Origin of the sequence: Rhizobium sp. AAP43, assembly GCF_001296045.1 — a bacterium.
Lineage (GTDB): Bacteria > Pseudomonadota > Alphaproteobacteria > Rhizobiales > Rhizobiaceae > Allorhizobium.
On the sequence record NZ_LJHS01000018.1, the window covers coordinates 171,469 to 192,619 of the forward strand.

The window sequence follows — 21,151 nt, forward strand, 5'->3', positions numbered from 1 at the left end:
CCTGCGCGAGATACAGAAAAACCGCGTCGTCTGACGCGGTCTTTCCTTCCGGTCGTTTGTATCAATCAGCGTCGGACGGAATATGGCTGTCGACACCGAGTGTGGTGATGAAGTTCTTCACCGATCCGACACCGCGGACACCAAGCACCCGCAATTCCAGCATGCGCCGTTCTTCGGCCGTATCGACGGCCCCGCGCAGGGTGACGATCTCGCCGTCGACATGGATATCAAGCGCAGAGATGAGGCTGTCGTCGAGGTCTTCAAGCGCTGTGGCCACATCCGCCTCCAACGCGTCTTCGTCCACCCGGTGGTCCGTTGTGGGTGCGTCAGGCATTGCTGGTGCGGGCTGAAAGCCATCCGCTTCCACCGTATCGACACGGAAGCCGCCATTCCTGTCACGGTCGAAATTCGCGTCCGTCTCGCCATAGCTGCGGTTGGCGACGGGCTGGTCCACGGCGCCTGTACCGTCGCTGTAGGGCCATCCGTCGGCAATGTTGCGCTGGTCGTAGTCGCGATAATCGGCCTCGCGGGAAAATTCGGTCTTTCGGTCATCCTTGGCCATCGGGTCTTCCTTCCTCGGTTGCTTCAACAGCTAACGGGTGAGAGCCCCATTTGTTGCCGCCAAGGGTGTCGCCGCCGAGGATATTGTCGTGCGCGCCGTTTGCGTCAGCGATCCGCCTTCTCAAAGCGCTTCACCAGCCTGTCCCGCTTCAGGCGCGACAGGCGCTTTAGCCAGAAAATGCCATCGAGTTGGTCGATTTCGTGCTGCATGCAGATCGCAGGAAAGCCCTCCAGCGCCTCCTCGGTCGGCGTCCCGTCCAGGGTCTGGTAGCGAACGGTCACTCGGCGTGGACGTTGCAGTTCGTCGGTGAAGCCCGGCATGGAGACACTGCCTTCAACATGGGTCATCATCTCCTCGGAATGGGAAAGGATTTCCGGATTGACGAAATTCCGGCGTCCGCCGAGTTCGGCAAGATCAAGAACGACCAGGCGCAGAAAGATACCGCAATGGGCGGCCGTGATGCCGACGCCGGGGGCGGCCTTCATGGTCTCGTAGAGATTGTCGGCCAGAGTGGAGAGTTCGGCATTGAAGGTCGTCACCGGCATGCATGGGGTCGAAAGCGCAGCGTCCGGGTATTGGCAGATTGTCAATTTCGTCACGGTCTCGTCATATCCTGGGGCTTGGCGTGCAATGGGTCTATCTCTATCCGGGGATCAGGCTATCAGGATGTGCAGTGCTTTGCATCGGCGGCAGGAAATTCTCTCTATCCGCTTGTTGACAAAGGCGTTTCAGCGGCCATTCTCCGGGCGGAAGCGAAGCAGCGAGCAGGCGAGGGGCGGACATGACCGAGAGAGAAGACGAGATGCTCGATCGCCTCCCCACTGACGAGGCGCAGGCCGACATCTATGACGAGGAAGGCTCGATCCGCCACGACTTCCTGACCATGGTTGGCGCTGCCATCGCCGATCGAGACGTGCTCTATCTGCGGCAGACCGTTGCCAAGCTGCATGAGTCCGAGCTTGGCCACTTGATTGAGGCGATTCAGCCCGACCAGCGCCATGCGCTGGTCAAGCTGCTCGGCACCGACTTCGACCTCACGGCCCTGACGGAAGTCGACGAAGCAATCCGCATGCAGATCGTCGACCAGATGCCGAATGCGCAGATCGCGGCCGCAATCGGCGAGCTCGATTCGGACGACGCCGTTTACATTCTCGAAGACCTTGACGACGAGGATCGCGAAGAGATTCTCGCGCAACTTCCCTTCACCGAGCGGGTCCGTCTGCGCCGCGCCCTCGATTACCCCGAAAGCTCGGCCGGTCGGCGCATGCAGACCGAGTTCGTCGCCGTTCCTCCGTTCTGGACAGTCGGCCAGACGATCGACTACATGCGCGACGAGGAAGACCTGCCCGAGAGCTTTACCCAGATCTTCGTCATCGATCCCACCTTTAAGCTGCTCGGCGCCGTCAATCTCGATGCAATCCTGCGCACCAAGCGGCAGGTGAAGATCGAGACGATCATGCACGAGACCAATCACCCCATCCCCGCCGAGATGGACCAGGAAGACGCAGCCCAGCTCTTCGAGCAGTACGACCTTCTCTCCGCCGCCGTCGTCGACGAGAATGAGCGGCTCGTTGGTGTTTTGACCATCGATGACGTCGTTGACGTGATCCAGGAAGAGGCGGAAGAGGACCTGCTTCGCCTCGGCGGCGTCGGCGATGAAGAACTGTCCGACAGCGTGCGGGAAACATCGCGTTCGCGCATTCCCTGGCTCGCGGTCAACCTGGTGACGGCCTTCATGGCGGCCTCTGTCATCGGCCTGTTCGAGGCAACGATCGAAAAGATCGTGGCGCTGGCCGTGCTCATGCCGATTGTGGCCGGCATGGGCGGCAATGCGGGCTCGCAAACCATGACCGTCACCGTCCGGGCTCTTGCCACACGCGACCTCGACATCCACAACGCCTTTCGGGTCGTGCGGCGTGAAGCCGGTGTTGGCCTGATCAATGGCGCCGTCTTCGGCTGCGCAGTCGGACTTGTCGCCGGTCTGTGGTTTCAGGATGTGTCCATCGGGGGGCTGATTACCACCGCCATGATGATCAACATGTTTGCGGCCGCCATGGCCGGCATCATGATCCCGATGATCCTGAGCCGGGCAGGGGCCGACCCTGCCGTCTCGTCCGCAGTCTTCGTCACCGCTATTACGGATATGACCGGGTTTTTCTCGTTTCTCGGACTTTCAACCTGGTGGTTCATGAGCTGAGGGCGAAAAATTGACTTGTACGTAAAAGTCAATATGATGCCTTTCCCGAGAGGAAACGGCATATCGTGAAGAAATACTACAGCATCACCGAACTGACGCGTGAATTCGGCGTCTCGACGCGGACCCTGCGCTTCTATGAGGACGAAGGACTTCTGCATCCCGAGCGCCGTGGACGCACGCGCCTGTACCGCGCCGCGGACCGCCGCCTCCTCCAGGAGATCCTGCGCGGTCGCCGCATCGGCTTCACGATCGCCGAAATCCGCGAGATCGTCCATGTCTACAAGGAGCCGCCCGGCGAGATCGGCCAGCTCAAGCTGATGATGAAGAAGATCGACGAGAAGCGCGAGGATCTTCGCCAGAAGCGCCGCGATATCGACGAGACGCTTGCCGAACTCGATCAGGCCGAGGAAGCCTGTCTCACCCGCATGGTCGAAATCGGCGTCGGCAGCTGAGTCACACTCTTCGTCTTGGCGATGCTTCGGCCGCGCTTGCGCCCGTTGTTAGATCCGCTATCGGTCGTCAACCAGCCGTCACTCAGATCCAGCGGCGTGTCCGGCGGCAATAGTATTCATAGTCGATCCCGAACCGTGCGAGGAGGTGCTGCTCTTCGCAACGGATGACGGCAAAGCGGATGCCGATTGCGGCCATAAGAGCCGCCAGCAGCAACCATCCATTGCCCATCATCAGACCAAGGCCAATCGTCGCCAGCGTGTAACCGAGATAGATCGGGTTGCGCGTCAGACGGTACGGCCCGGTTTTCACCAGATGGCGTGCACAGCCTGTGTTGGTGAACGGCGTCTGGTGCTCAAACAGCGTCTTCATCGCCCAGATATCGAGCAAGGCGGCGGCGATGAACAAGAGGAGCCCGCCCATGCGGAACATCCATGGATGGCCGCTGCCCACGGGCAAGGGCGAGAACTGGGCTGCGACAAGCGCAAGCAGCAGGGCCGTGCCGTAAAGGACGGGCGGCCAGGGATAACGCAGCGGCTTCAAACGGTAGGCATTCATGATGAAGACTCCGTCAGGGTGCCTGGCGGCTCTTCACGGTGCATTCGCCCGCAAGCGCCAGTACGCGTTGATCCTGCTCCGGCAAGATTGCGCCAGACTGGAGTGGCTCCAGCAGAGACTGGGCCTGCAGCCGCTCCAGTGTACAGGCACAAAAGCGCTGGCAAAGGCCTGCTTCATTGCCTTGCTCAAGGCAGGCCGCCTCACAGCTGCCGCTGTATGCAGCGACAGGATCGGCAGCCGGCGGCGGCACAATCATGCTTGCGCCATAGAGGAAGGCGATCAGCACAGGTTGATGCAGCAGATAAACGGTCAGCGAGTGACGTCCAGCCAGCCGCAACCATGCGGGCCCGGCGGGCAGGCGGGCGACGAAACCCAGCGCCTGGCGGTCGACGAGGAACCGTGCAACAGCGATGCCGGCCAGCAAAGCGCCGATCCATGGCAGAAGCGGCACATAGTCATTCGAACGCGGCATGCTTTCAGAGAGCCCGAGGAAAAGCAGGGGCGGGCTGTCGAAGATTGCCGACCGGGAAAATGATGGAAGGATAACCGCGAACGCCGCCACGGCCGCCGTCAGGAGGGGCGGCAGGCGCAGGAAAACGAGGCCGATCACGCTCGACAGCGCAATGGCATGCAGGATGCCGAAGAAGATCCAGGCATCGGGCGTGAACCACAAGGTCGCCGCGGAGATCGCCGCCGCCGCCGCCGCAACCAGGCCGAGCCGACGGAAAAACGGCCCGGGGCGCAGGCTTGGAACATGCGCCAGCACAAGGCTGAAACCGGCGAGGAAGAGGAAGGTTGAAGCAATCACGCGAGCGTAAATGCGCAAAAAGCCATGCGTTGATGTGCCCGGCTCAAGATAGCCGAAGAATTCAAGGTCCCAGGAGAAATGATAGGTGGCCATGGCAATCAGCGCCATCCCGCGTGCCGCATCCAGAAACGGCAGACGCTGTCTCGGCGCCTCGGGCTCTGCCTTCATGCTGTCCGACACGGCTCGTTCCTCTTGATTTTTCACGCTTTGCACCATCGCCCTTGTCGAGATTTAGGCTCCGCTGGCTCAAAGGCAAAGGCGGCGATTTCATGGCACGCCGCCGCCTCGTCCCCGTTTCCCCCTCAATCCGCGCCATCGGCCAGAAGCGCCCGCCGCGCTTCGGAGAAGAATTGCCGCCGGATCAGCACAATGAAAACCAGCGTCGTGGCAACCATGAAGACGTAAGGGCTCACAAACCAGCCGAGATAGCCAATCGAATAGAAGATTGCCCGCAGGCCCATGTTGAAATGGGCAGCGGCGATAATGTTCATCCGGATGGTTCGCTCGGCGGCAGCTGCCGCCCGCGCCGGGTCCAGCTTCGCCTCTTCGATCATCGGGATCGTGCCGAAGAGAATGGTGCAGTAGTTGAACAACCGATAAGACCAGCCGAACTTGAAGAAGGAATAGGCAAACAACGCGATCAGCCCGCAGACCTTCAGCTCGAACATGGCGCGACCGCCTTGCACGATATACGGAATGTCCTTCAGGATCGCATCCACCTGTTCGGTCGCCCCCAAGAGCGCGAAGCATCCGCCGATGGCGAAGATCGTGGTCGAGGCGAAAAACGCCGTGCCGTTCTGCAACCCACCCATGATCTGCGTGTCGATCATCTTCAGATCCCGATCCATCGAATTGAGGATCCATTCGCGGCGACGCTCCGCCATGGCCTTGGTCAGGCTTGTGCGCGACAGGATCCGCTTCTGGCCGGTGATCCATGCATAGGCAAACCAGAGAGCCATGAACGTCACGACGGCGGCGTAGTCCGGAAGGGTCATCATTCGGCTCCATCTGTTGCTCGCCACCCATTATCGCAAGCTGGGCTCGCTTCACAATGGTCGGTTAATTTTGCTCACCGCCCCCTGAAATCCAACGGGCGCGAATTCATTGATGATTAACCATGTCGAGATTCAACCCGTTGAAATCATTGGGGCCCATGCGTAGGGCGCATGGCTGACCCGAAACTGGTGTCTTGCTTTTGCCATTTTTGCGGTTGCGAAACGCTCAGCGATTGACTAGTGAGATGGCCAGAAAGCGGTCGGGGGACGGCTTTCTTCAACATGTGGTTCCACTGGAGTATACATGGAAGACAGTTTCCAGAAGTCGTGCTGGGGCGTTACCTTCCGAGCTCTGATGGGTTTCGCCGGCATCATGTGCCTGGCTTACCTTTTCGGCAGTCTCTGACGCTTCACATGCAAGTCTCGACGAAAGGCGCGGTCTGATCGACCGCGCCTTTCGCGTTTTCAGCGGTTCTCTGCACCCGCAGAGGGAAAGTCGCTCGAAGCCAGCGTCAGCGCGGGAATGTCGCGCCAGTGAAAGCCAATGTCGATTGCGAGGTGCATTCGTGCTAGGCGATGCTCTAGCTTCAGTGCTTTGTAGCCTACATGCGAGGAGCCTCATGTTTCTTTCGGTTTTCGACGTGTTCAAGATCGGCGTCGGCCCCTCGAGCTCCCACACGATGGGACCGATGACGGCGGCCAACCGGTTTCTTGATCTCATTCTCTCCGACCAGTGGCCGCGCCCGGCTGGCGCGCAGGTTGCCGCGTTGAAGGCAAGCCTGCATGGTTCACTCGCCTATACCGGGATTGGCCATGGCACAGGCAATGCCGTCATCATCGGCCTGATGGGCGAGGCGCCCGACACCATCGACCCCGACCGCATGGAAGGCATCATTGCAGACGTCGAGCGGACGGGTCGCGTCACGCCGCCCGGTCATCCGGCCTATCTTTTCCAGCCGAAGGACGATCTGGTCTACGACAAGAAAACCCCGCTTTCCGGCCATGCCAACGGCATGCGGCTCTCGGCTCTGGACAAGGATGGCCGCGTCCTGCTCACCCAGATCTACTATTCGATCGGCGGCGGTTTCGTCGTCACCGATACAGAGCTCCTTGCCATGCAGAAGCAGAAGAAGCAGGCGAGCACCCACAAGGTGCCTTACCCCTTCGCATCCGCAAAAGAGATGCTCGCAATGGCAGCGTCCTCGGGGCTGACCATCGCCCAGATGAAGCGGGCGAACGAGGAGGTCGTTCGATCCCGCGACGATCTCGATGCCGGCCTCGACCGCATCTGGGATGCGATGCTGAGCTGCATCGACCGGGGCCTGCGCCAGGAGGGACAGCTCCCCGGCGGCCTGAAGGTTCGTCGCCGCGCCAAGTCGATCTATGACCAGCTGCAGGAAGAATGGCGCTCCAACCGCCTCAATCCCGTGCTCGCCAACGACTGGCTTTCGGTCTATGCCATGGCGGTCAACGAGGAAAATGCGGCCGGTGGTCGCGTCGTCACGTCGCCGACCAACGGGGCTGCCGGTGTCGTACCCGCAACCGTCCGTTACTATCTGCATTTCCATCCGGATGCCGACCAGGAAGGCATTCGCGACTACCTGCTGACGGCCGCCGCCATCGGCGGCATCATCAAGCACAATGCCTCGATTTCGGGTGCCGAAGTCGGCTGTCAGGGCGAGGTTGGCTCTGCTTCTGCGATGGCCGCTGCCGGACTTGCCGCCGTCATGGGGGGCACGCCGGAGCAGATCGAGAACGCCGCGGAAATCGCGCTCGAGCATCATCTCGGCATGACCTGCGATCCCGTCGCCGGTCTTGTGCAGGTTCCCTGCATCGAGCGCAACGCGCTCGGCGCCGTCAAGGCCGTCACCGCCGCTTCGCTGGCGCTGAAGGGGGACGGCCAGCATTTCGTGCCGCTCGACGCCGCGATTGAAACCATGCGCCAGACCGGCAACGACATGAACGAGAAATACAAGGAAACCTCGCTCGGCGGCCTGGCCGTCAATGTTGTCGAATGTTGATGCGGGCAGGGGAGTAGCCCTGTCCTGAAACGCCTCTGTAGTCATCCTCGGGCTTGTCCCGAGGATCTGCTCCGCGAGCTCCGCGGATTCGCGATAGTCAGGTTCATGCCGTCGAGCCGCTCCGGCCACATCAGAAAATGACCGCCAGGGCGCAATCCATGGAAACTGTTGAGCGCGAGCCGCCTGCGGCATTGCATCCCTTGACCCGGCCGCAGGACCAGCTATCTCGGTGGCCATGGCTTTGCATCTTCTCAAACTCTGCGTCGGCGCGGATTCGATCGATGACTTGCGCGACTGGGTCGCCGAGCGTTCGCTGATCGCAGTTGCTGCCGGCATGGAGCCGCAATCCTCGCATGTCACACGCATGGTTCCCAAGCGTACGGAAGAGCTGCTCGATGGTGGTTCGCTCTATTGGATCATCAAGGGGCAGCTCGCCGCCCGGCAGAAGCTGCTCGACATCAAGACTTTCACCGGTGGCGATGGGATCACCCGCTGTGAATTGATCCTTGGTCCCGAGGTGATTGAAGTTGCTCCGGCTCCGCGCCGACCCTTTCAGGGCTGGCGTTATCTCGACGCGGCGTCTGCCCCCCGCGACCTCTCCGCCTCCGGGGCCGATATCGAGGATATGCCGGATGACCTGAAGCGGGAATTGGCGGAACTCGGCCTGCTCTGAAGGCCTCCAGAAAGGAGCGTGCGATTTTCGGCAGGTCGAACGCATGCTATCAGGGCATTGAGTGCGATCGAACCGAAACGCCGACAGCGTGGCCTGGAGCCCAAGAGCATGAACACGACCCAAGGCCTCCCCGCAAACACCGGCCGCGCCGAGGAAACGCGTCGCTTGTTCAAGGGCGTGCGACGGATCGCTCTGGGTCTTCTTTCCCTGGCGCTCGCCTTCGGCGCCTATGTCGGTATCCTGATCCTGTCGGGCAATTTTCATGAGGTTCTGCCCGGACGCTTCTATCGCTCTGCCCAGCTTTCCGGCGCGCGACTGGGCGAAGAGATCGATCGTTACAACATCAGGACGGTTATCAATCTGAGAGGTGAGAACCGCGGCAAAAGCTGGTATGACGACGAGGTGGCAGCCACCGCGGCCCATGGCGTCACCCATGTCGATTTTCGCATGTCCGCAAGCCGCGACTTGACCCGTGAGCGCACGCAGGAACTCCTGACCATCCTTAAGACCGCCGAGCAACCCATCCTGGTGCATTGCATGTCCGGCGCGGATCGCACCGGCCTGGCCTCCGTGATCTTCTTGCAACAGGTCGCGGGGATCGATGAGGAAGAGGCCGAGTGGCAGCTCTCCCCGCTCTATGGCCACATCAATCTGCCCTTTCTCGCCGCCTATGCCATGGATGACAGCTGGGAGGCCCTGGAAAAGGTGCTCGGCCTCGATAGCTGAGGCTCTCCGTCCGACACGCCTGCAAACGTGCGTTTAACGAATATCACGCCAAATCTTTCGCAAATGAGGAGACCCCGCGCTCAGCGCATGGCTGCGTTGTGTCGGCATGCAGTTCTCATCAAGTCACCCGGCAGATATGGGGGGTATTATCCCACCCGTCTGCCACGAAGGCTTCCAATGAAATCAATATTGCCGCTCCTCGCTCTCGCCCTCCTGATTCTGCCGCTGGAGGCCCAGGCGCAGACCGCGACCCCGATGCCCGCAAAAGTGGAGACGCGCTTGGACGAGGCCTGCGGCGTGCAGGCCCCCCAGTTCATCGAGGCCGTGTGTCAGGATAAGGGCGTTCCGAATCTTTTCGTGCTGAATCTTCCGGGCATCTGCGCGCAATATGGCAAGACGGACAAAATCCAGGCGGCGGTTGCGGCCTGCACCGGCAGCAATGTCTATGCCGATCTGTGGAAATACAAATTCGGCCAGACCAATGGTTTCCTGGAGCATTTCAAGTCCTACATCGCCGCGATCCGCGAGCATGAAAGCGAAGGTGAAAACGGATCTGCGCTGACCGCGCCAGCGGAGGCCTTCCGCATGTCGGTCCTCGCCTGTGGTCTTGATGCGAAATGCCATCGCGAGCTTTACGATGCGCTCGGACCGGGCATGAAGGCTGCCTTCGCCAGAACCCCCTATTTCTGCGATTACGGCACTGAAACCAGCTTCAACGACGCGGGGTACCGGGATCAGTTCTTCGATATCGCCCAGCCCGGCGGCATCGCGCAGCCCATGTGCCGTGCCTATTACTGCCAGAACCGCAGCTGCGACACGCCTGCCGCCGACGCCGGTCCGTTCATCCTGTCGGAAATCTTCGTGCGGCAGTACGACATGATCTACAAGGCAATCAAACCCTGATCTCTGCGTTACCGCAGCGCCGCTGGCCCTGTTGCCGACGGAACCCTTGGTTTACAATAGTGCCGCCGCGTCCGCTACCGGACCGGCGGCGCGATGGTTTTAGAGCATCAGAAAAGTGACGGCGTGAGCGGCAAGACACTCTATGGCAACGCGAAGTTATTTGCCGTCCGATCAGCGTGGTCTCATTGAGCTCCAGCGCATAGGGAAGGGCCAGAAGTGGCTGGCTCTTGCCTTTCAGATAGATCGGTTGAGCGTCCATCCGCGCCGGGGCGACCGGCGCGTGCCATGGTCGTAACCGTCAGTCGCTGGTTTGCACCAACATGTCCGCGATGGTCGCCACGCGGCAGACGGCCTTTAAAGCTGCGATGGCCGTTTCGTGCACGTCTGCCGAAAAGGCAGCGCAGCCGTCCGACAAGACGGTCACGTCGAAATCGCGCACATGCGCATCCCGCACCGTGGAGGCGACACCGCCGTTGGTCACGATGCCGCAAACGATGAGTTTGCGAATGTCACATTTGCGCAGTATCCATTCCAGCCGGGTCATGTAGAAGGCGGAATAGGCGACTTTCTCGATGCTGATATCGGCCGGCGCCAGGCGATCGACGAGGCGGTGCCCCCAGGAGCCGGGAACGAAATCGCCTTTTGCCAGGAAGGGCCGGAGCGTCTTCAGATGCGGCGAGATCAGCGGCTCGCCGCCCTTCAGCGGCACCAGCGTGAACTGGGTCGAGATGATCCAGCTGCCTGCAGCCCGCATCTGGTCTGCAAGCGGCGCCAGCCGCTCGGGCAGGGCCGCGATCTCCGCCGCGGTCTGACCCGCCCGCCCGTAAGCGCCGTTGGGATGGAGGAAGTCGTTCTGCAGGTCGACGATCAGAAGGCCGGTCTGTGCGGCGGATACGGTCTCGTGCATCAGCGCCTCTCGATGATCACGTTGCCAAAGTCATCGACCCGTGCCTTCAGGTCCGGATCGACGAGGACCGTGGCGTCAGGCTGTTCCAGAATAGCCGGCCCCTCGATCTCAGCCCCAACAGGCAGTTCGAGCCGCGCATAGATGGCTGTGTCGTGCCAGGCGCCATTGAACCAGACCGGACGGCTGCCTCGGGTAGCTTTTTCCACCGAGCATTCGGCATCGGGGGCGAGCGCCTTCAGGCTGAAATGCGGGCGACGGCCGATCGCGGCGGTCCGCAGGTTGACGATCTTGGCCTTCAAGCCCGGCAGCAGGCGGCTGAAGGAGGCACGGTAGGCGGCATCGAAGGCCTCCTGCACGATCTGTCGGGTCACGCCTGAGGTACCATTCGAAACCGTTACCGACAGTGGCACCGAGACCGTATGGGTCTGCCCGACATAATGCATGTCGAGTTCGAACAGGATGTCGACGCGATCCATTTGCAGGCCGGCCTCTTCGACGACGCGGCCCGCGGCCTCGGCTTCCGCCACCATGCGGGCATCGAGCACGGCCTCATCCAGTTGGTCGACCGTCAGGTTTACCGTCTGTACCTGATCATGGCGGATATCGGCAATGACGCAGCCGAGCGCCGAGGTGACGCCCGGATACCGCGGCACGAGAGCGGCCTGCAGGCCGACATCCTTGATGAGCGCTCCGGCATGCAGCGCACCGCCGCCGCCGAAGGGAACGGCGACGAATTTTGCCGGATCGTGTCCGCGTTCGATGGAGACGAGACGGATGGCGCCAGCCATGCGGCCATCCGCCACGCGAACGATCGCTTCCGCCGCTTCCATGACGCCGAGGCCACAGGGCCCCGCGACATGCTCAGAGATGGCAGTCTTGGCCGCCTCGACGTCGAGCCTCGACAGCTTGCCACCGATCGGACGCTCTGCATTGATGCGGCCGAGTACGATATTGGCGTCCGTTAGGGTCGGGCGGGTGTTGCCCTGGCCGTAGGCGACGGGACCAGGCCGCGAGCCCGCGCTTTCCGGCCCGACCTGCAGCAGGCCGCCGGCATCGACATGGGCGATCGATCCGCCGCCGGCGCCGATCGTGGTGATCTCGATCATCGGCGTGCGCACGACGAGACCAAAATCGATCGTCGTTTGGGAGGCGAGCGAGGTCTGCCCATCGACAACTATCGATACGTCGAAGGAGGTGCCGCCGAGATCGCCGGTGATGATGTTGGGATAGCCTGCCGCCTTGGAGATCGCGGCGGCCGCAATCACACCAGCAGCGGGGCCGGACAGCGCTGTGCGGACCGGCAGCCGGCTTGCGGTTTCCGTCGACATGACGCCGCCATTCGACTGGACGATATGGAAGGGGCCGGAAAAGGCCTCACCTTTCAGCGCATCGCGCAGCTTGCCGAGATAGCCGCCGACAACAGGCTGGAGATAGGCGTTCAGCGCCGTGGTCGAGGTTCGCTCGAACTCGCGGATTTCCGGCAGGATCTGGGCGGACGAGGCAAGATTGCCGTTCGGCCAGACGGTGCGCGCCGCCTCCAGCGCCGCCAACTCGTTGTCAGGGTTGGCATAGGCATTGAGGAAGCAGATGGCGAGGGCTTCGGCGCCGGCGGCGAGCGCCTTCAAGGCGGCAGCGCGAACTTCGTCGGGATCGAGCGCCTCGCGCACGGTTCCATCCGCCAGCACGCGCTCGTTCACCTCGAAACGCATGTCGCGTTCGATGACGGGCGTGAAGTCGCCCCACAGGCCCCAGGTATTCAAGCGGTCGCGGCGGCGCATTTCCAGGACGTCGCGAAACCCCTTGGTGGTGATCAGCGCGGTCCGCGCGCCCTTGCGCTCCAGAAGCGCGTTGGTGCCGACGGTGGTGCCATGAACAATGGAGCCGAGATCGGCAATGGCGCCGAAGGATTTCAACCCCTCGATGAAGCCGACGGCCTCGTCGCCACGATTGGAGGATACCTTGGCGGTGCGGAATTTCCCGGTTGCTTCTTCGTAGTAGAAGAGATCGGTGAAGGTGCCGCCGACATCCACGCCGACGACCGCGCCCTTGAGGCTCTTGATATGGCTGTTCATGCGGCTTTTCCTTCACGCAGTCTGTTGGTCGCCTTGGCATCGACCTCACCGTCCTTGGTCACCTCAACGCCATAAAGCGTGCGGGCGTTCTCCCGGCTGACGAAGCCGAGGCGGACATCGCGTGCGACGCGTTCTGGCGGACGTGTCCACGGGTTGCCGTAACCACCGCCGCCGGGCGATTCAATGCGCACCTTCTGCCCCGCACGAACGCGCACGTCCGTGACCTTGGAGGCAAGCGGCGGCGTGCGCACGCCTTCGTCGCTCTCCCAGGTGAAGCGGTTGAGCCCGCCTTCCAGGCCGCCGGCGACGCCCGGCGGGGCATAGACACCGCGTTCGCCGAGCAGGAACACATCGGCGTCGGTCAGCGTCTCGACTTCGTAGACGGAGCCGACACCGCCGCGATGGTAACCGGCCCCGGCCGAGTCCGGTCGCAGCGCCCACTGGGTGAAGACGACGGGATAGGAGGCCTCCAGGATTTCGGCTGGCGGAATGGTCGCCATGGAAATCGGGTTATTGGCGTGGTTGAGACCGTCGCTTTCCGGATTTCCGCCCAGTCCGCCGCCGAAGAAGGAGAACATCACATAGCGGGAGCCATCGCCGCGATAACCCGCGATCGACAGCGCATTGATCGTGCCGAAGGGGGCGGCCGTTGCCCGGGCCGGATCGGCCTTGGCGAGCGCTCCGAACACGACGCCGATGACACGCAGGATGGTTTCGGTGTAACCGCCGACCGGCTTTGGCGGCTTCACGCCGAGCAGGGTGGTCTCGGGGATCACGAAGGTGATCGGGCGCAGGCATCCGGCATTGGCGGGCACCGCGGTGAAGACGTGCTTCAGCGCCACGTAGCAGCAGGCGGCGGCCGTCGAATAGGCGATGTTGAGCGGCCCGGCACAAGGCGCCGAGGAGCGGGAGAAATCCAGCACCATCTCGTCACCTTTGATGGTGAGGTCGAGCGCGATGGTTAGCCGCTCCGGCGTGATGCCGTCATTGTCGAGATAGTCCTCGAAGCTGTAGGTGCCATCCGGCAGCGCGCGGATGGCGTCGCGCATCATGGCATCGGCCCGGTCGGAGAAGACGTCGAACGCCTGGGCGACGGTGTTGTCGCCATAGGCATCGAGCAGCTCCGACAGCCTTCGTTCGCCGAGGTCGAGCGCGTTCAACTGGCCGTTCAGGTCGCCGTAGTTGGAGGTCGGCACGCGGGAGTTGGCCGCCAGGATGTCGAGGAGGTCGCGGTTCATCACGCCCCTCGACACCAGCTTGACCGGCGGGATGCGCACCCCTTCCTGGAAGCTTTCGGTCGCCTTGGCGTTAAACCCGCCCGGCACATTGCCGCCGATATCCAGCCAGTGGCCGACGGAGGCGATCCAGCAATAGAGGGTTCCACCGCGAAAAACCGGGCGCACCAGACGGAAATCGTTGAGATGGGTTCCACCGGCATAGGGGTCGTTGAAGAGATAGGTATCGCCGGGGTTGAGATCACCGTCGACGGCCACCTTGTCGATCACGGCCTTGACGGCAAAGGCCATGGCGCCGACGAAGATCGGCAGACCACGCGTGCCCTGCACCAAGGTGGCGCCGGTCTCCGCGTGATAGAGGCCATGGCAGGCATCGCGTGCTTCGGCAATGATCGGATTGAAGGCCGAACGGTAGAGCGTCGCGTCCATCTCGTCGGCGATCTGCTCCAGACGACCGTTCAGAATGGCGAGCGTGACCGGATCAAGAGCACTTTTCATGCGGCGTCGTCCTTCGAATTGTCATCAGCGGATGAAGAGTGGTCAGCGGTATCGGACTGCTCATAGCGACGGCCGAGGTCGAGCATTTGCGGCGTGCCGATGAGATCGTTCAGCCTGTCGAAATCGAACATGCGGTTGGAGAAGGGCGTGTTGGTCCCATGCTCTTTCAGCGAGGCGTAGTAGTCCTGAGCGGTGCGCGCGAGTGCCCGCACGATGCCGCCTGGGAAGATCACGATGCTGTAGCCCATCTCGCCAAGTTCGGCGGCGGAGAACATCGGTGTATTGCCGCCCTCCACCATGTTGGCCAGTAGCGGTCGGCGACCGGCAAGGGCGGAGCTTACTGCTGTCAACTGTTCGGCGGAACGGGGCGCCTCGACGAAGAGAATGTCCGCGCCGGCTTCGGCGTAAAGGGCTGCGCGGTCGATTGCCGCTTCCAGCCCCTCGATGGCGACGGCGTCGGTCCGGGCGATGATCAGCGTATCTTCGGAGGCGCGGGCATCGACGGCCGCCTTGACCTTGCCGGCCATTTCCTGGGCCGAGACGATGCGCTTGTCCTGCAGGTGGCCGCAACGCTTCGGCAGAGTCTGGTCTTCCAGCTGGATGGCGCTGGCGCCGGCCCGTTCGAAGGCTTTCACGGTCCGCTGCACGTTGAGCGCATTGCCGTAGCCGTTGTCAGCATCGACGATCAGCGGTGTTTCCACCCGCTGGCGGACCAGGTTGATCACATCTGCAACCTCCGTCATGGAGACGAGACCGATGTCGGGTCGACCAAGCCGGGTATAGGCGATAGCGGCGCCGGAGAGATACAGCGCGGAGAAGCCGGCATCCGTGGCGATCGACGCGGTCAAGGCGTCGAAGACGCCGGGCGCGACGATCGTTCTGCCGTCGGCAATGTGGTTTTTGAGGCTTGTCATGTCTTGTCCTTCATCGCGGGAGCGCCCGTTGAGCGGGTACGATCCGGCGTATTGGCCGCAGCCGCGGTGGCCGCGACGGCATTCGATGGGGCATCCGACACCCACTTGCTGACGCGCCAAGCGCTCGCCGAGCATTGAGGGGGATTGAGAGGTGAGAGAGGAGTTTGCGTCATCGCCGATCTTCCCCCTCAAAGCCCGAGATAGGCGCGCTTGAGGTCCGGATCGGCCGCGATCTCCGCTGCGGAGCCGGACATGGTCACAAGCCCGTTCTCGATGATGTAGGCGCGATGGGCGATCTCGAGCGATTGCACGACGTTTTGTTCGACCAGCATGATCGGCAGGCCATCGGCATTCAGCCGCTTTACCAGATCGAACATTTCCTCGACCAGCAGCGGCGACAGGCCGAGCGAGGGTTCGTCGAGGATCAGCAGCTTCGGTTCGGCCATCATGCCGCGGCCGATTGCCAGCATTTGCTGTTCGCCGCCGGAAAGCGTGCCGGCCATCTGCGTCATGCGCTGCCGAAGCTTCGGGAAGGTGTCGTAGACCCGTTCGATATTGCGGGCACGGCCGGCACGTCCGCGGCGATAGCTTCCAAGCTCCAGGTTTTCCTGCACGCTCATATTGGGGAAGATCTTGCGCCCTTCCGGGACATGGATGAGCCCGGCCTCCACGGCTGCGATCGGTGACCCGCCCAGTCTTCTGCCATCGAAGGTGATCGAGCCGGAGGCGAGGGGAAGCAGACCGGACAGCGCCTTGTTGAGGGTTGTCTTGCCGACACCATTGGCTCCCAGCACCGCAACGATTTCGCCGCTGGCGACGGAAAGATTGACGCCGCGCAAAACTTCGACACCACCATACCCGGTGCGGATGTCTTTCACCTCAAGCATGGGCGCCTCCGAGGTTGGCCATACGCGCGGCGGCGCCCTTGCCGAGATAGGCCTCAATGACAGCAGCATCATTGCAGACCGAGGCGGGTGTCCCCTCGGCAATCATCTGACCCTGCGCCAGCACATAGACCTCCTCGCAGAGGTTCATCACCGCCTGCATCACATGTTCGATCATGAATATGGTCACGCCATCGTCGCGGATTGCCCGAATGACGGGGATGATGTCGCGGATCTCTGAAGGGTTAAGGCCGGCCAGGACTTCGTCGAGCAGCAGCAGCTTCGGCTCCGTCGCCAGCGCACGGGCAAGTTCCAGCCGCTTGCGCCCGGCGACTGTGAGGCTCGATGCCTGCTGCTCCAGCTCCGCACCAAGGCCGACCCGTTCGGCGACAGCCCGGGCTTTGGCAATGGCGTCGTCCGTCTGCGGGTGACGCAGATAACTGCCAACCGTGATATTTTCCAATACGTTCAGCCCCTGGAAGGGTTGGACGATCTGGAAGGTGCGGGCAATGCCCATCTGTGCCCGCTGATGGGGTTGCAGTCCCGTGATGTCACGGCCCTGCCAGAGGACATGGCCAGCCGTTGGCTGCAGGAAGCCGGCAATCACGGCAAAAAGCGTGGTCTTGCCCGCTCCGTTTGGTCCGATCAGTCCCGTAATCGATCCTTCCCGAACCGATAGCGATGCCTGGTCCACGGCGGTCAGCCCGCCGAAGCGCATGGTGATGGTTTCGGTGCGCATCATCATATCGCGATCCTCCGGGCAAGACGCGGAGCAAAGCGGCGCAGCAGCCCAAGGACACCGCCCGACGCGAAAGCGACGACGCCGATCAGTACGACGGCAAACACCATCAGGTCGATGCCAGGAATGCGGCCGGCAAAGCTCTTGGTCAGTTCGCCCAGCCCATGCAGCGTGAAGGTGCCAATGAGGGGACCAAGCACAAGCCCGCGGCCGCCAACCAGCGGTGCGAGCAGTGCCTCGACCGAGATCCAGACCCCAAAGCCGATATTGGCATCGATATAAAGGAAGTTCTGCACATAGAGGACGCCGGCGGCAGCCGTCATGGCGCCCGACAGGCTGATCGCCTTAAGCTTGACGGACAGAACATCGACACCAAGGGCACGCGCGGCATCCTCGTTTTCGCGCACGGCGACCAGATGCGCGCCGAAACGGGAGCCCGATATGGCCCGGCTGATGATGAGGCCAACAAAGACGAAGGCGAGCGCCAGCCAGAGGAACGATGCCCGGCTTTCGAACTGCATGTTGACAAGGCCGGGATCGAGCTTGAGCAGAAGCCCGGCCGCGCCGCCGGTCCATTCGGACGCATTGGCGAGGATCCGCATCAGTTCGGCGAAGGCGAGCGTGATCAAGGCAAAATAGGAACCGCGAAGGCCGGCCCGAAAACTCAGGAAACCAAGCACGAAGCCTGCAGCACCACCGGCGGCCACGGCGATCATGAAGGTCACCCACGCATTGAGGCCAAGATGGACTTGCAGCATCGCGGTCGTATAGCAGCCGACGCCGAAAAACAGCGCATGGCCGAACGATGTCTGGCCCGCCACACCGCCGAGGATGTTCCAGCCCTGGGCGGCGAGCGTGATGATCAACGACATCACCATGAAGTTGCAGAGGGTGTTGGACGAGGAGACGAGCGGTACGACCGCGAGCGCCGCCGTGACCACGACAATAGGGATATAACCGCTGAGCTTCATGCCTTTGCTCCGAACAGGCCGGTCGGCTTCAGGAGCAGGACCAGGATGAAGATGACGAAAATGCCGATCTGGCCGAGGCTCTCGCCGAGCAGCAGACCGCTCAGGCTTTCCATCACCCCGATTAGCAGACCGCCGATCATGGCGCCGGGAATGGAGCCCATGCCGCCAAGGACGACGATGGTGAAGGCGATGTTGACGAAAGCGCCGCCGACGCGTGGATTGACATAGAAGGTCGGCATCAGCAGTCCGGCCGCGACGGCCAGCGCCGCGCAGCCCAGGCCGAAGGTCAGCGCATAGACATGGCCGACATCAATACCCATCAGGCTCGCTCCAAGCTTTTCCTTGGCCACGGCGCGGATGGCCTTGCCGGCATCGGTGCGGCTCATGATGAACCAGAGAAGGGCGGTCACGACAAGCGAGCCGGCAAAGCCGACGAGGCGTGGCGAGGAAATCAGAAAGGGACCCGCTTCGACTATGGAGAAGGAAAAGTCCGAGTTGATCGAGCGCGTATCCGAGCCGAAGCTCGCCAGAAGCGCATTCTCAATGAAGATCGACAGACCGAGCGTGATCAGCAGGATGTTGCCGTCGTCTCCCTTGGCTGCAGGCCCGATGATCAGTCGCTGCACGCCATAGCCGAGACCGAAGAACAGGGGGGCCAGCAAGAGGATCGACAGATAGGGGTCGATGCCGCCCAGCATGTTCAGCCCCCAGACGGCGAACATGGCGCTGGCCAGGATTGCTCCATGGGCAAAGTTGATGATGTGCAGAACGCCGTAGACCAGCGTCAGGCCAAGCGCGATCAGCGCATAGATCGCACCCGTCAACAGCCCGTTGATCATCGCCTCGATGAGGATGGTAGGGGAATACATCGTCAGTCCAGATACTTGGGTTGCAGGTGGGCAGATCCCGCGGAAACGGGATCTGCCGCGGTTTGGCAACCTCAGCCGTTGGCCGGGAACATCGGCTTGGCGTCGGCAAAATCCTCGGGATAGACGACCTTGATCTCGCCCTTCTGCACCTGCGTGGACACAGGCGCCGCACCAATGTTCTGGCCATTGACGAATTTGGTTTCGCCATAGGGCATCAGATGGTCCTTGAAGGTTGAGGTGTTCAGCGCCTCGATGACCTTGCCGCGCTCTGCCGCACCCGCACGCTCCAGGGCATCCGCCAGCAGCGCAACGGAGGAATAGTTGAGCGGGATATTGTAGTTGTATGGCTTGCCGGCGGCCTCGACGCGCTCCTGGACGGCTTTCGAGCGTTCATTGCGCGGATCGTACCAGTGATTGCAGTCCATCACGCCTTCTGCGGCTTCCGGGAATTCGGCGACGAAGCGACGGTTGGAGGCAGCCCCGTTCAATACGGCATAGACCGCCTTCGGGCGCACGCGCTGCTGTTGCATGGTCCGCGCCAGGAGAACGGTTTCGCCGTAATAGGTGCTCGGTATGATGAGATCAGGGTTGAGGCTGCGGAGGCGCAGGGTCACGTTTGAGAGATCGCGCGACGGCGTCGGAACGGAAATCTGCTCCAGGATTTCGAAGCCGTATTTCGGCAGTTCGGTCGCCATCAGCTTGGCAAGGCCGGAACCGAAAAGGCCATCTTCATGCACCAGCACAACGGTCTTTGCCGGTTTGCCGGCGGCCTCGTTGATCCGCACGAGGTTCTGGATCGCCGCCGCCGTGCAAATCGAGAAGCCCGGGGCAAAACGGAAAGTATTCTTCAGGCCGCGTCCGGTGATCTGGTCGGACACGCCGACATCCACCAGGTATGGCAGGTCATAGCGGGAGGCAGCCTGCGAGGCGGCAAGGCAGATCGGGCTGGCAAAACCGCCGACAACAGCGACGACGCCTTCTTCCTGCATGCGCTCGACTTCCTGCGTGCCGGCTTCCGGATTGGAGCGGGCATCGCCGAACACCATCTCCAGCTTAGCGCCTCCCATCGATTGGATGCCGCCGGCCTTGTTGATGTCTTCGATCGCGAGTTCAGCACCCAGGCGGCCATATTCGCCATCCTGCGCCAGCGCGCCGGTGACCGGCTGAAGGATCCCGACCTTGATCGGCGCGGGGCCCTGAGCCCGAAGGATAGCGGGCGCAGAGAGCGTTGCAAGGGCCGCGGCACCTCCCTTGAGGATGGTTCTACGTTTCAGATTTGTCTGTAGCAGTGTCATGTGTTGTTCTCCTCTTGAGGGGTGGCCGCTTCTCGCGGGCATTCTTCTTGTCGTTATTTTCATTGGCCTCGGTCAGGCCGCGGCTGTCAGCCGCCGTCCAGCGGCGTGCGCCGCTGTCGCCTGTGCGGGCAAGTTCCATATGGAAGGAATAGCGGTCGGGGCGGTAGAGCGCCTGCAGGTGCTCAATACCGCGGCCGGATGCTTCGTAGACCACGCGGGTCATGGACAACAGGGCAGCGCCGATCTCGACGTCGAGGGCGGCGGCCACATCAGGGCTCGCCAGCGTCGCGCTGACGATTTGCTGCGCCTTGTCGGCCACGAGGCCGGATCGCTCCAGAAGTTCCAGCAGCGGGGTGGAGGCAAGATCGGCCTCGGAATAAGAAATGCCGATGTGCTCCGGCACATGGGTCACGAGATAGGAAAAGGGCTGTCCATCGATGAGGCGCACGCGGATCGATCGCTGCAGCCGCTCGCCGGGCTCCAGCTTCAATTCCTCGGCCAGTGCCGGGGTGGCATTCACATAAGAGAACGCAATCAGCCGCACGCCCGTCTTCCTGCCCATTTCTACGAGATGGGTCAGGGCATTGGCGAGATCGGCCACGACAGGCATGCGTGCATGCCCGCCGCTGACAAAGGTGCCGGATCCAGGACGGCGCTCGATCATGCCGTCGCTTGCCAGCTTGTCGAGCGCGCGCCGCACCGTGACCCTGGAAACCCGATGCTCCTGTGCCAGTTGCGGCTCGCTTGGCAGCTTGGCCGAGTCCGGAACCTCGCCGCTCAGGATCTGTTCCCGAAGCAGGAGATAGAGCCGGTGGGCCTTCATGGGCTCTGCTGTGGCGCCGCTTCGAGTCATCATTTGTCGTTCCCAGAAGAC

At 62.2% G+C, this 21,151-nt stretch carries 21 protein-coding genes; 6 read left to right on the forward strand and 15 right to left on the reverse strand.

Annotated features, from left to right (window positions below):
- Positions 1 to 61: 61 nt before the first annotated feature.
- The gene (locus IP76_RS12200) at positions 62 to 562 is read right to left on the reverse strand and encodes a BON domain-containing protein (RefSeq protein WP_054158482.1); all 501 of its coding nucleotides are present in this window, start codon (positions 560 to 562) and stop codon (positions 62 to 64) included.
- Positions 563 to 666: 104 nt separating this feature from the next.
- Positions 667 to 1,161, reverse strand: a complete 495-nt coding sequence (locus IP76_RS12205; protein ID WP_082352512.1) for a peptide deformylase — start codon at positions 1,159 to 1,161, stop codon at positions 667 to 669.
- Between the two features lie 182 nt (positions 1,162 to 1,343).
- Here IP76_RS12205 and mgtE point away from each other — a divergent pair, with 182 nt between their 5' ends.
- Together mgtE and IP76_RS12215 are read left to right on the forward strand one after the other, a co-directional pair.
- Positions 1,344 to 2,759, forward strand: a complete 1,416-nt coding sequence (gene mgtE, locus IP76_RS12210; RefSeq protein ID WP_054158484.1) for a magnesium transporter — start codon at positions 1,344 to 1,346, stop codon at positions 2,757 to 2,759.
- A gap of 65 nt (positions 2,760 to 2,824) precedes the next feature.
- Positions 2,825 to 3,211 carry a MerR family DNA-binding transcriptional regulator gene (locus tag IP76_RS12215; protein ID WP_054158485.1) on the forward strand — a complete coding sequence of 129 codons (387 nt, stop codon included), beginning with the start codon at positions 2,825 to 2,827 and terminating at the stop codon, positions 3,209 to 3,211.
- A gap of 82 nt (positions 3,212 to 3,293) precedes the next feature.
- Here the strand turns inward: IP76_RS12215 and IP76_RS12220 are convergent, their stop codons facing one another.
- From IP76_RS12220 to IP76_RS12230, 3 genes are all read right to left on the reverse strand, one after another.
- A complete protein-coding gene (locus IP76_RS12220; RefSeq protein ID WP_054158486.1) occupies positions 3,294 to 3,767 on the reverse strand; it encodes an isoprenylcysteine carboxylmethyltransferase family protein in 474 nt (157 codons plus the stop codon).
- A 13-nt stretch (positions 3,768 to 3,780) separates the two neighbouring features.
- On the reverse strand, positions 3,781 to 4,755 hold the full coding sequence (locus IP76_RS12225) for a heparan-alpha-glucosaminide N-acetyltransferase (protein WP_306765477.1): 975 nt from the start codon (positions 4,753 to 4,755) through the stop codon (positions 3,781 to 3,783).
- A gap of 122 nt (positions 4,756 to 4,877) precedes the next feature.
- Positions 4,878 to 5,570 (reverse strand): DUF599 domain-containing protein, encoded by a 693-nt coding sequence (locus IP76_RS12230; protein WP_054158530.1) that lies wholly within the window; start codon positions 5,568 to 5,570, stop codon positions 4,878 to 4,880.
- A gap of 620 nt (positions 5,571 to 6,190) precedes the next feature.
- On the opposite strand from IP76_RS12230, the gene IP76_RS12235 reads away from it, so the two are divergent.
- The 4 genes from IP76_RS12235 to IP76_RS12250 all read left to right on the forward strand — a co-directional run bounded on the left by IP76_RS12235 (position 6,191) and on the right by IP76_RS12250 (position 9,893).
- Positions 6,191 to 7,591 carry an L-serine ammonia-lyase gene (locus tag IP76_RS12235; RefSeq protein ID WP_054158488.1) on the forward strand — a complete coding sequence of 467 codons (1,401 nt, stop codon included), beginning with the start codon at positions 6,191 to 6,193 and terminating at the stop codon, positions 7,589 to 7,591.
- Between the two features lie 235 nt (positions 7,592 to 7,826).
- Positions 7,827 to 8,264 (forward strand): DUF1489 family protein, encoded by a 438-nt coding sequence (locus IP76_RS12240; RefSeq protein WP_054158489.1) that lies wholly within the window; start codon positions 7,827 to 7,829, stop codon positions 8,262 to 8,264.
- Between the two features lie 108 nt (positions 8,265 to 8,372).
- On the forward strand, positions 8,373 to 8,990 hold the full coding sequence (locus IP76_RS12245; RefSeq protein WP_082352520.1) for a tyrosine-protein phosphatase: 618 nt from the start codon (positions 8,373 to 8,375) through the stop codon (positions 8,988 to 8,990).
- 177 nt (positions 8,991 to 9,167) lie between these two features.
- The gene (locus tag IP76_RS12250; protein WP_156318556.1) at positions 9,168 to 9,893 is read left to right on the forward strand and encodes a hypothetical protein; all 726 of its coding nucleotides are present in this window, start codon (positions 9,168 to 9,170) and stop codon (positions 9,891 to 9,893) included.
- Positions 9,894 to 10,191: 298 nt separating this feature from the next.
- On the opposite strand, the gene IP76_RS12255 is transcribed toward IP76_RS12250, so the two are convergent.
- The 10 genes from IP76_RS12255 to IP76_RS12300 form a co-directional block, all read right to left on the reverse strand.
- Positions 10,192 to 10,800 (reverse strand): cysteine hydrolase family protein, encoded by a 609-nt coding sequence (locus IP76_RS12255; protein ID WP_054158491.1) that lies wholly within the window; start codon positions 10,798 to 10,800, stop codon positions 10,192 to 10,194.
- Positions 10,800 to 12,872: a hydantoinase/oxoprolinase family protein gene (locus IP76_RS12260; RefSeq protein ID WP_054158492.1), complete on the reverse strand. Its 2,073-nt coding sequence runs from the start codon at positions 12,870 to 12,872 to the stop codon at positions 10,800 to 10,802. Before IP76_RS12260 ends, IP76_RS12255 begins: the two co-directional genes overlap by 1 nt.
- A complete protein-coding gene (locus IP76_RS12265; RefSeq protein WP_054158493.1) occupies positions 12,869 to 14,605 on the reverse strand; it encodes a hydantoinase B/oxoprolinase family protein in 1,737 nt (578 codons plus the stop codon). The genes IP76_RS12260 and IP76_RS12265 overlap by 4 nt, the downstream gene beginning before the upstream one ends.
- The gene (locus IP76_RS12270; RefSeq protein ID WP_054158494.1) at positions 14,602 to 15,519 is read right to left on the reverse strand and encodes an oxaloacetate decarboxylase; all 918 of its coding nucleotides are present in this window, start codon (positions 15,517 to 15,519) and stop codon (positions 14,602 to 14,604) included. Before IP76_RS12270 ends, IP76_RS12265 begins: the two co-directional genes overlap by 4 nt.
- 188 nt (positions 15,520 to 15,707) lie before the next feature.
- The gene (locus IP76_RS12275) at positions 15,708 to 16,406 is read right to left on the reverse strand and encodes an ABC transporter ATP-binding protein (protein ID WP_054158495.1); all 699 of its coding nucleotides are present in this window, start codon (positions 16,404 to 16,406) and stop codon (positions 15,708 to 15,710) included.
- Positions 16,399 to 17,145 (reverse strand): ABC transporter ATP-binding protein, encoded by a 747-nt coding sequence (locus IP76_RS12280; protein ID WP_054158532.1) that lies wholly within the window; start codon positions 17,143 to 17,145, stop codon positions 16,399 to 16,401. The genes IP76_RS12275 and IP76_RS12280 overlap by 8 nt, the downstream gene beginning before the upstream one ends.
- Positions 17,145 to 18,113: a branched-chain amino acid ABC transporter permease gene (locus tag IP76_RS12285; RefSeq protein ID WP_054158496.1), complete on the reverse strand. Its 969-nt coding sequence runs from the start codon at positions 18,111 to 18,113 to the stop codon at positions 17,145 to 17,147. Before IP76_RS12285 ends, IP76_RS12280 begins: the two co-directional genes overlap by 1 nt.
- The gene (locus IP76_RS12290) at positions 18,110 to 18,982 is read right to left on the reverse strand and encodes a branched-chain amino acid ABC transporter permease (protein WP_054158497.1); all 873 of its coding nucleotides are present in this window, start codon (positions 18,980 to 18,982) and stop codon (positions 18,110 to 18,112) included. The genes IP76_RS12285 and IP76_RS12290 overlap by 4 nt, the downstream gene beginning before the upstream one ends.
- Positions 18,983 to 19,053: 71 nt before the next feature.
- Positions 19,054 to 20,277: an ABC transporter substrate-binding protein gene (locus IP76_RS12295; protein WP_054158498.1), complete on the reverse strand. Its 1,224-nt coding sequence runs from the start codon at positions 20,275 to 20,277 to the stop codon at positions 19,054 to 19,056.
- A complete protein-coding gene (locus IP76_RS12300; RefSeq protein WP_245281450.1) occupies positions 20,246 to 21,133 on the reverse strand; it encodes a GntR family transcriptional regulator in 888 nt (295 codons plus the stop codon). Before IP76_RS12300 ends, IP76_RS12295 begins: the two co-directional genes overlap by 32 nt.
- Positions 21,134 to 21,151 lie beyond the last annotated feature (18 nt).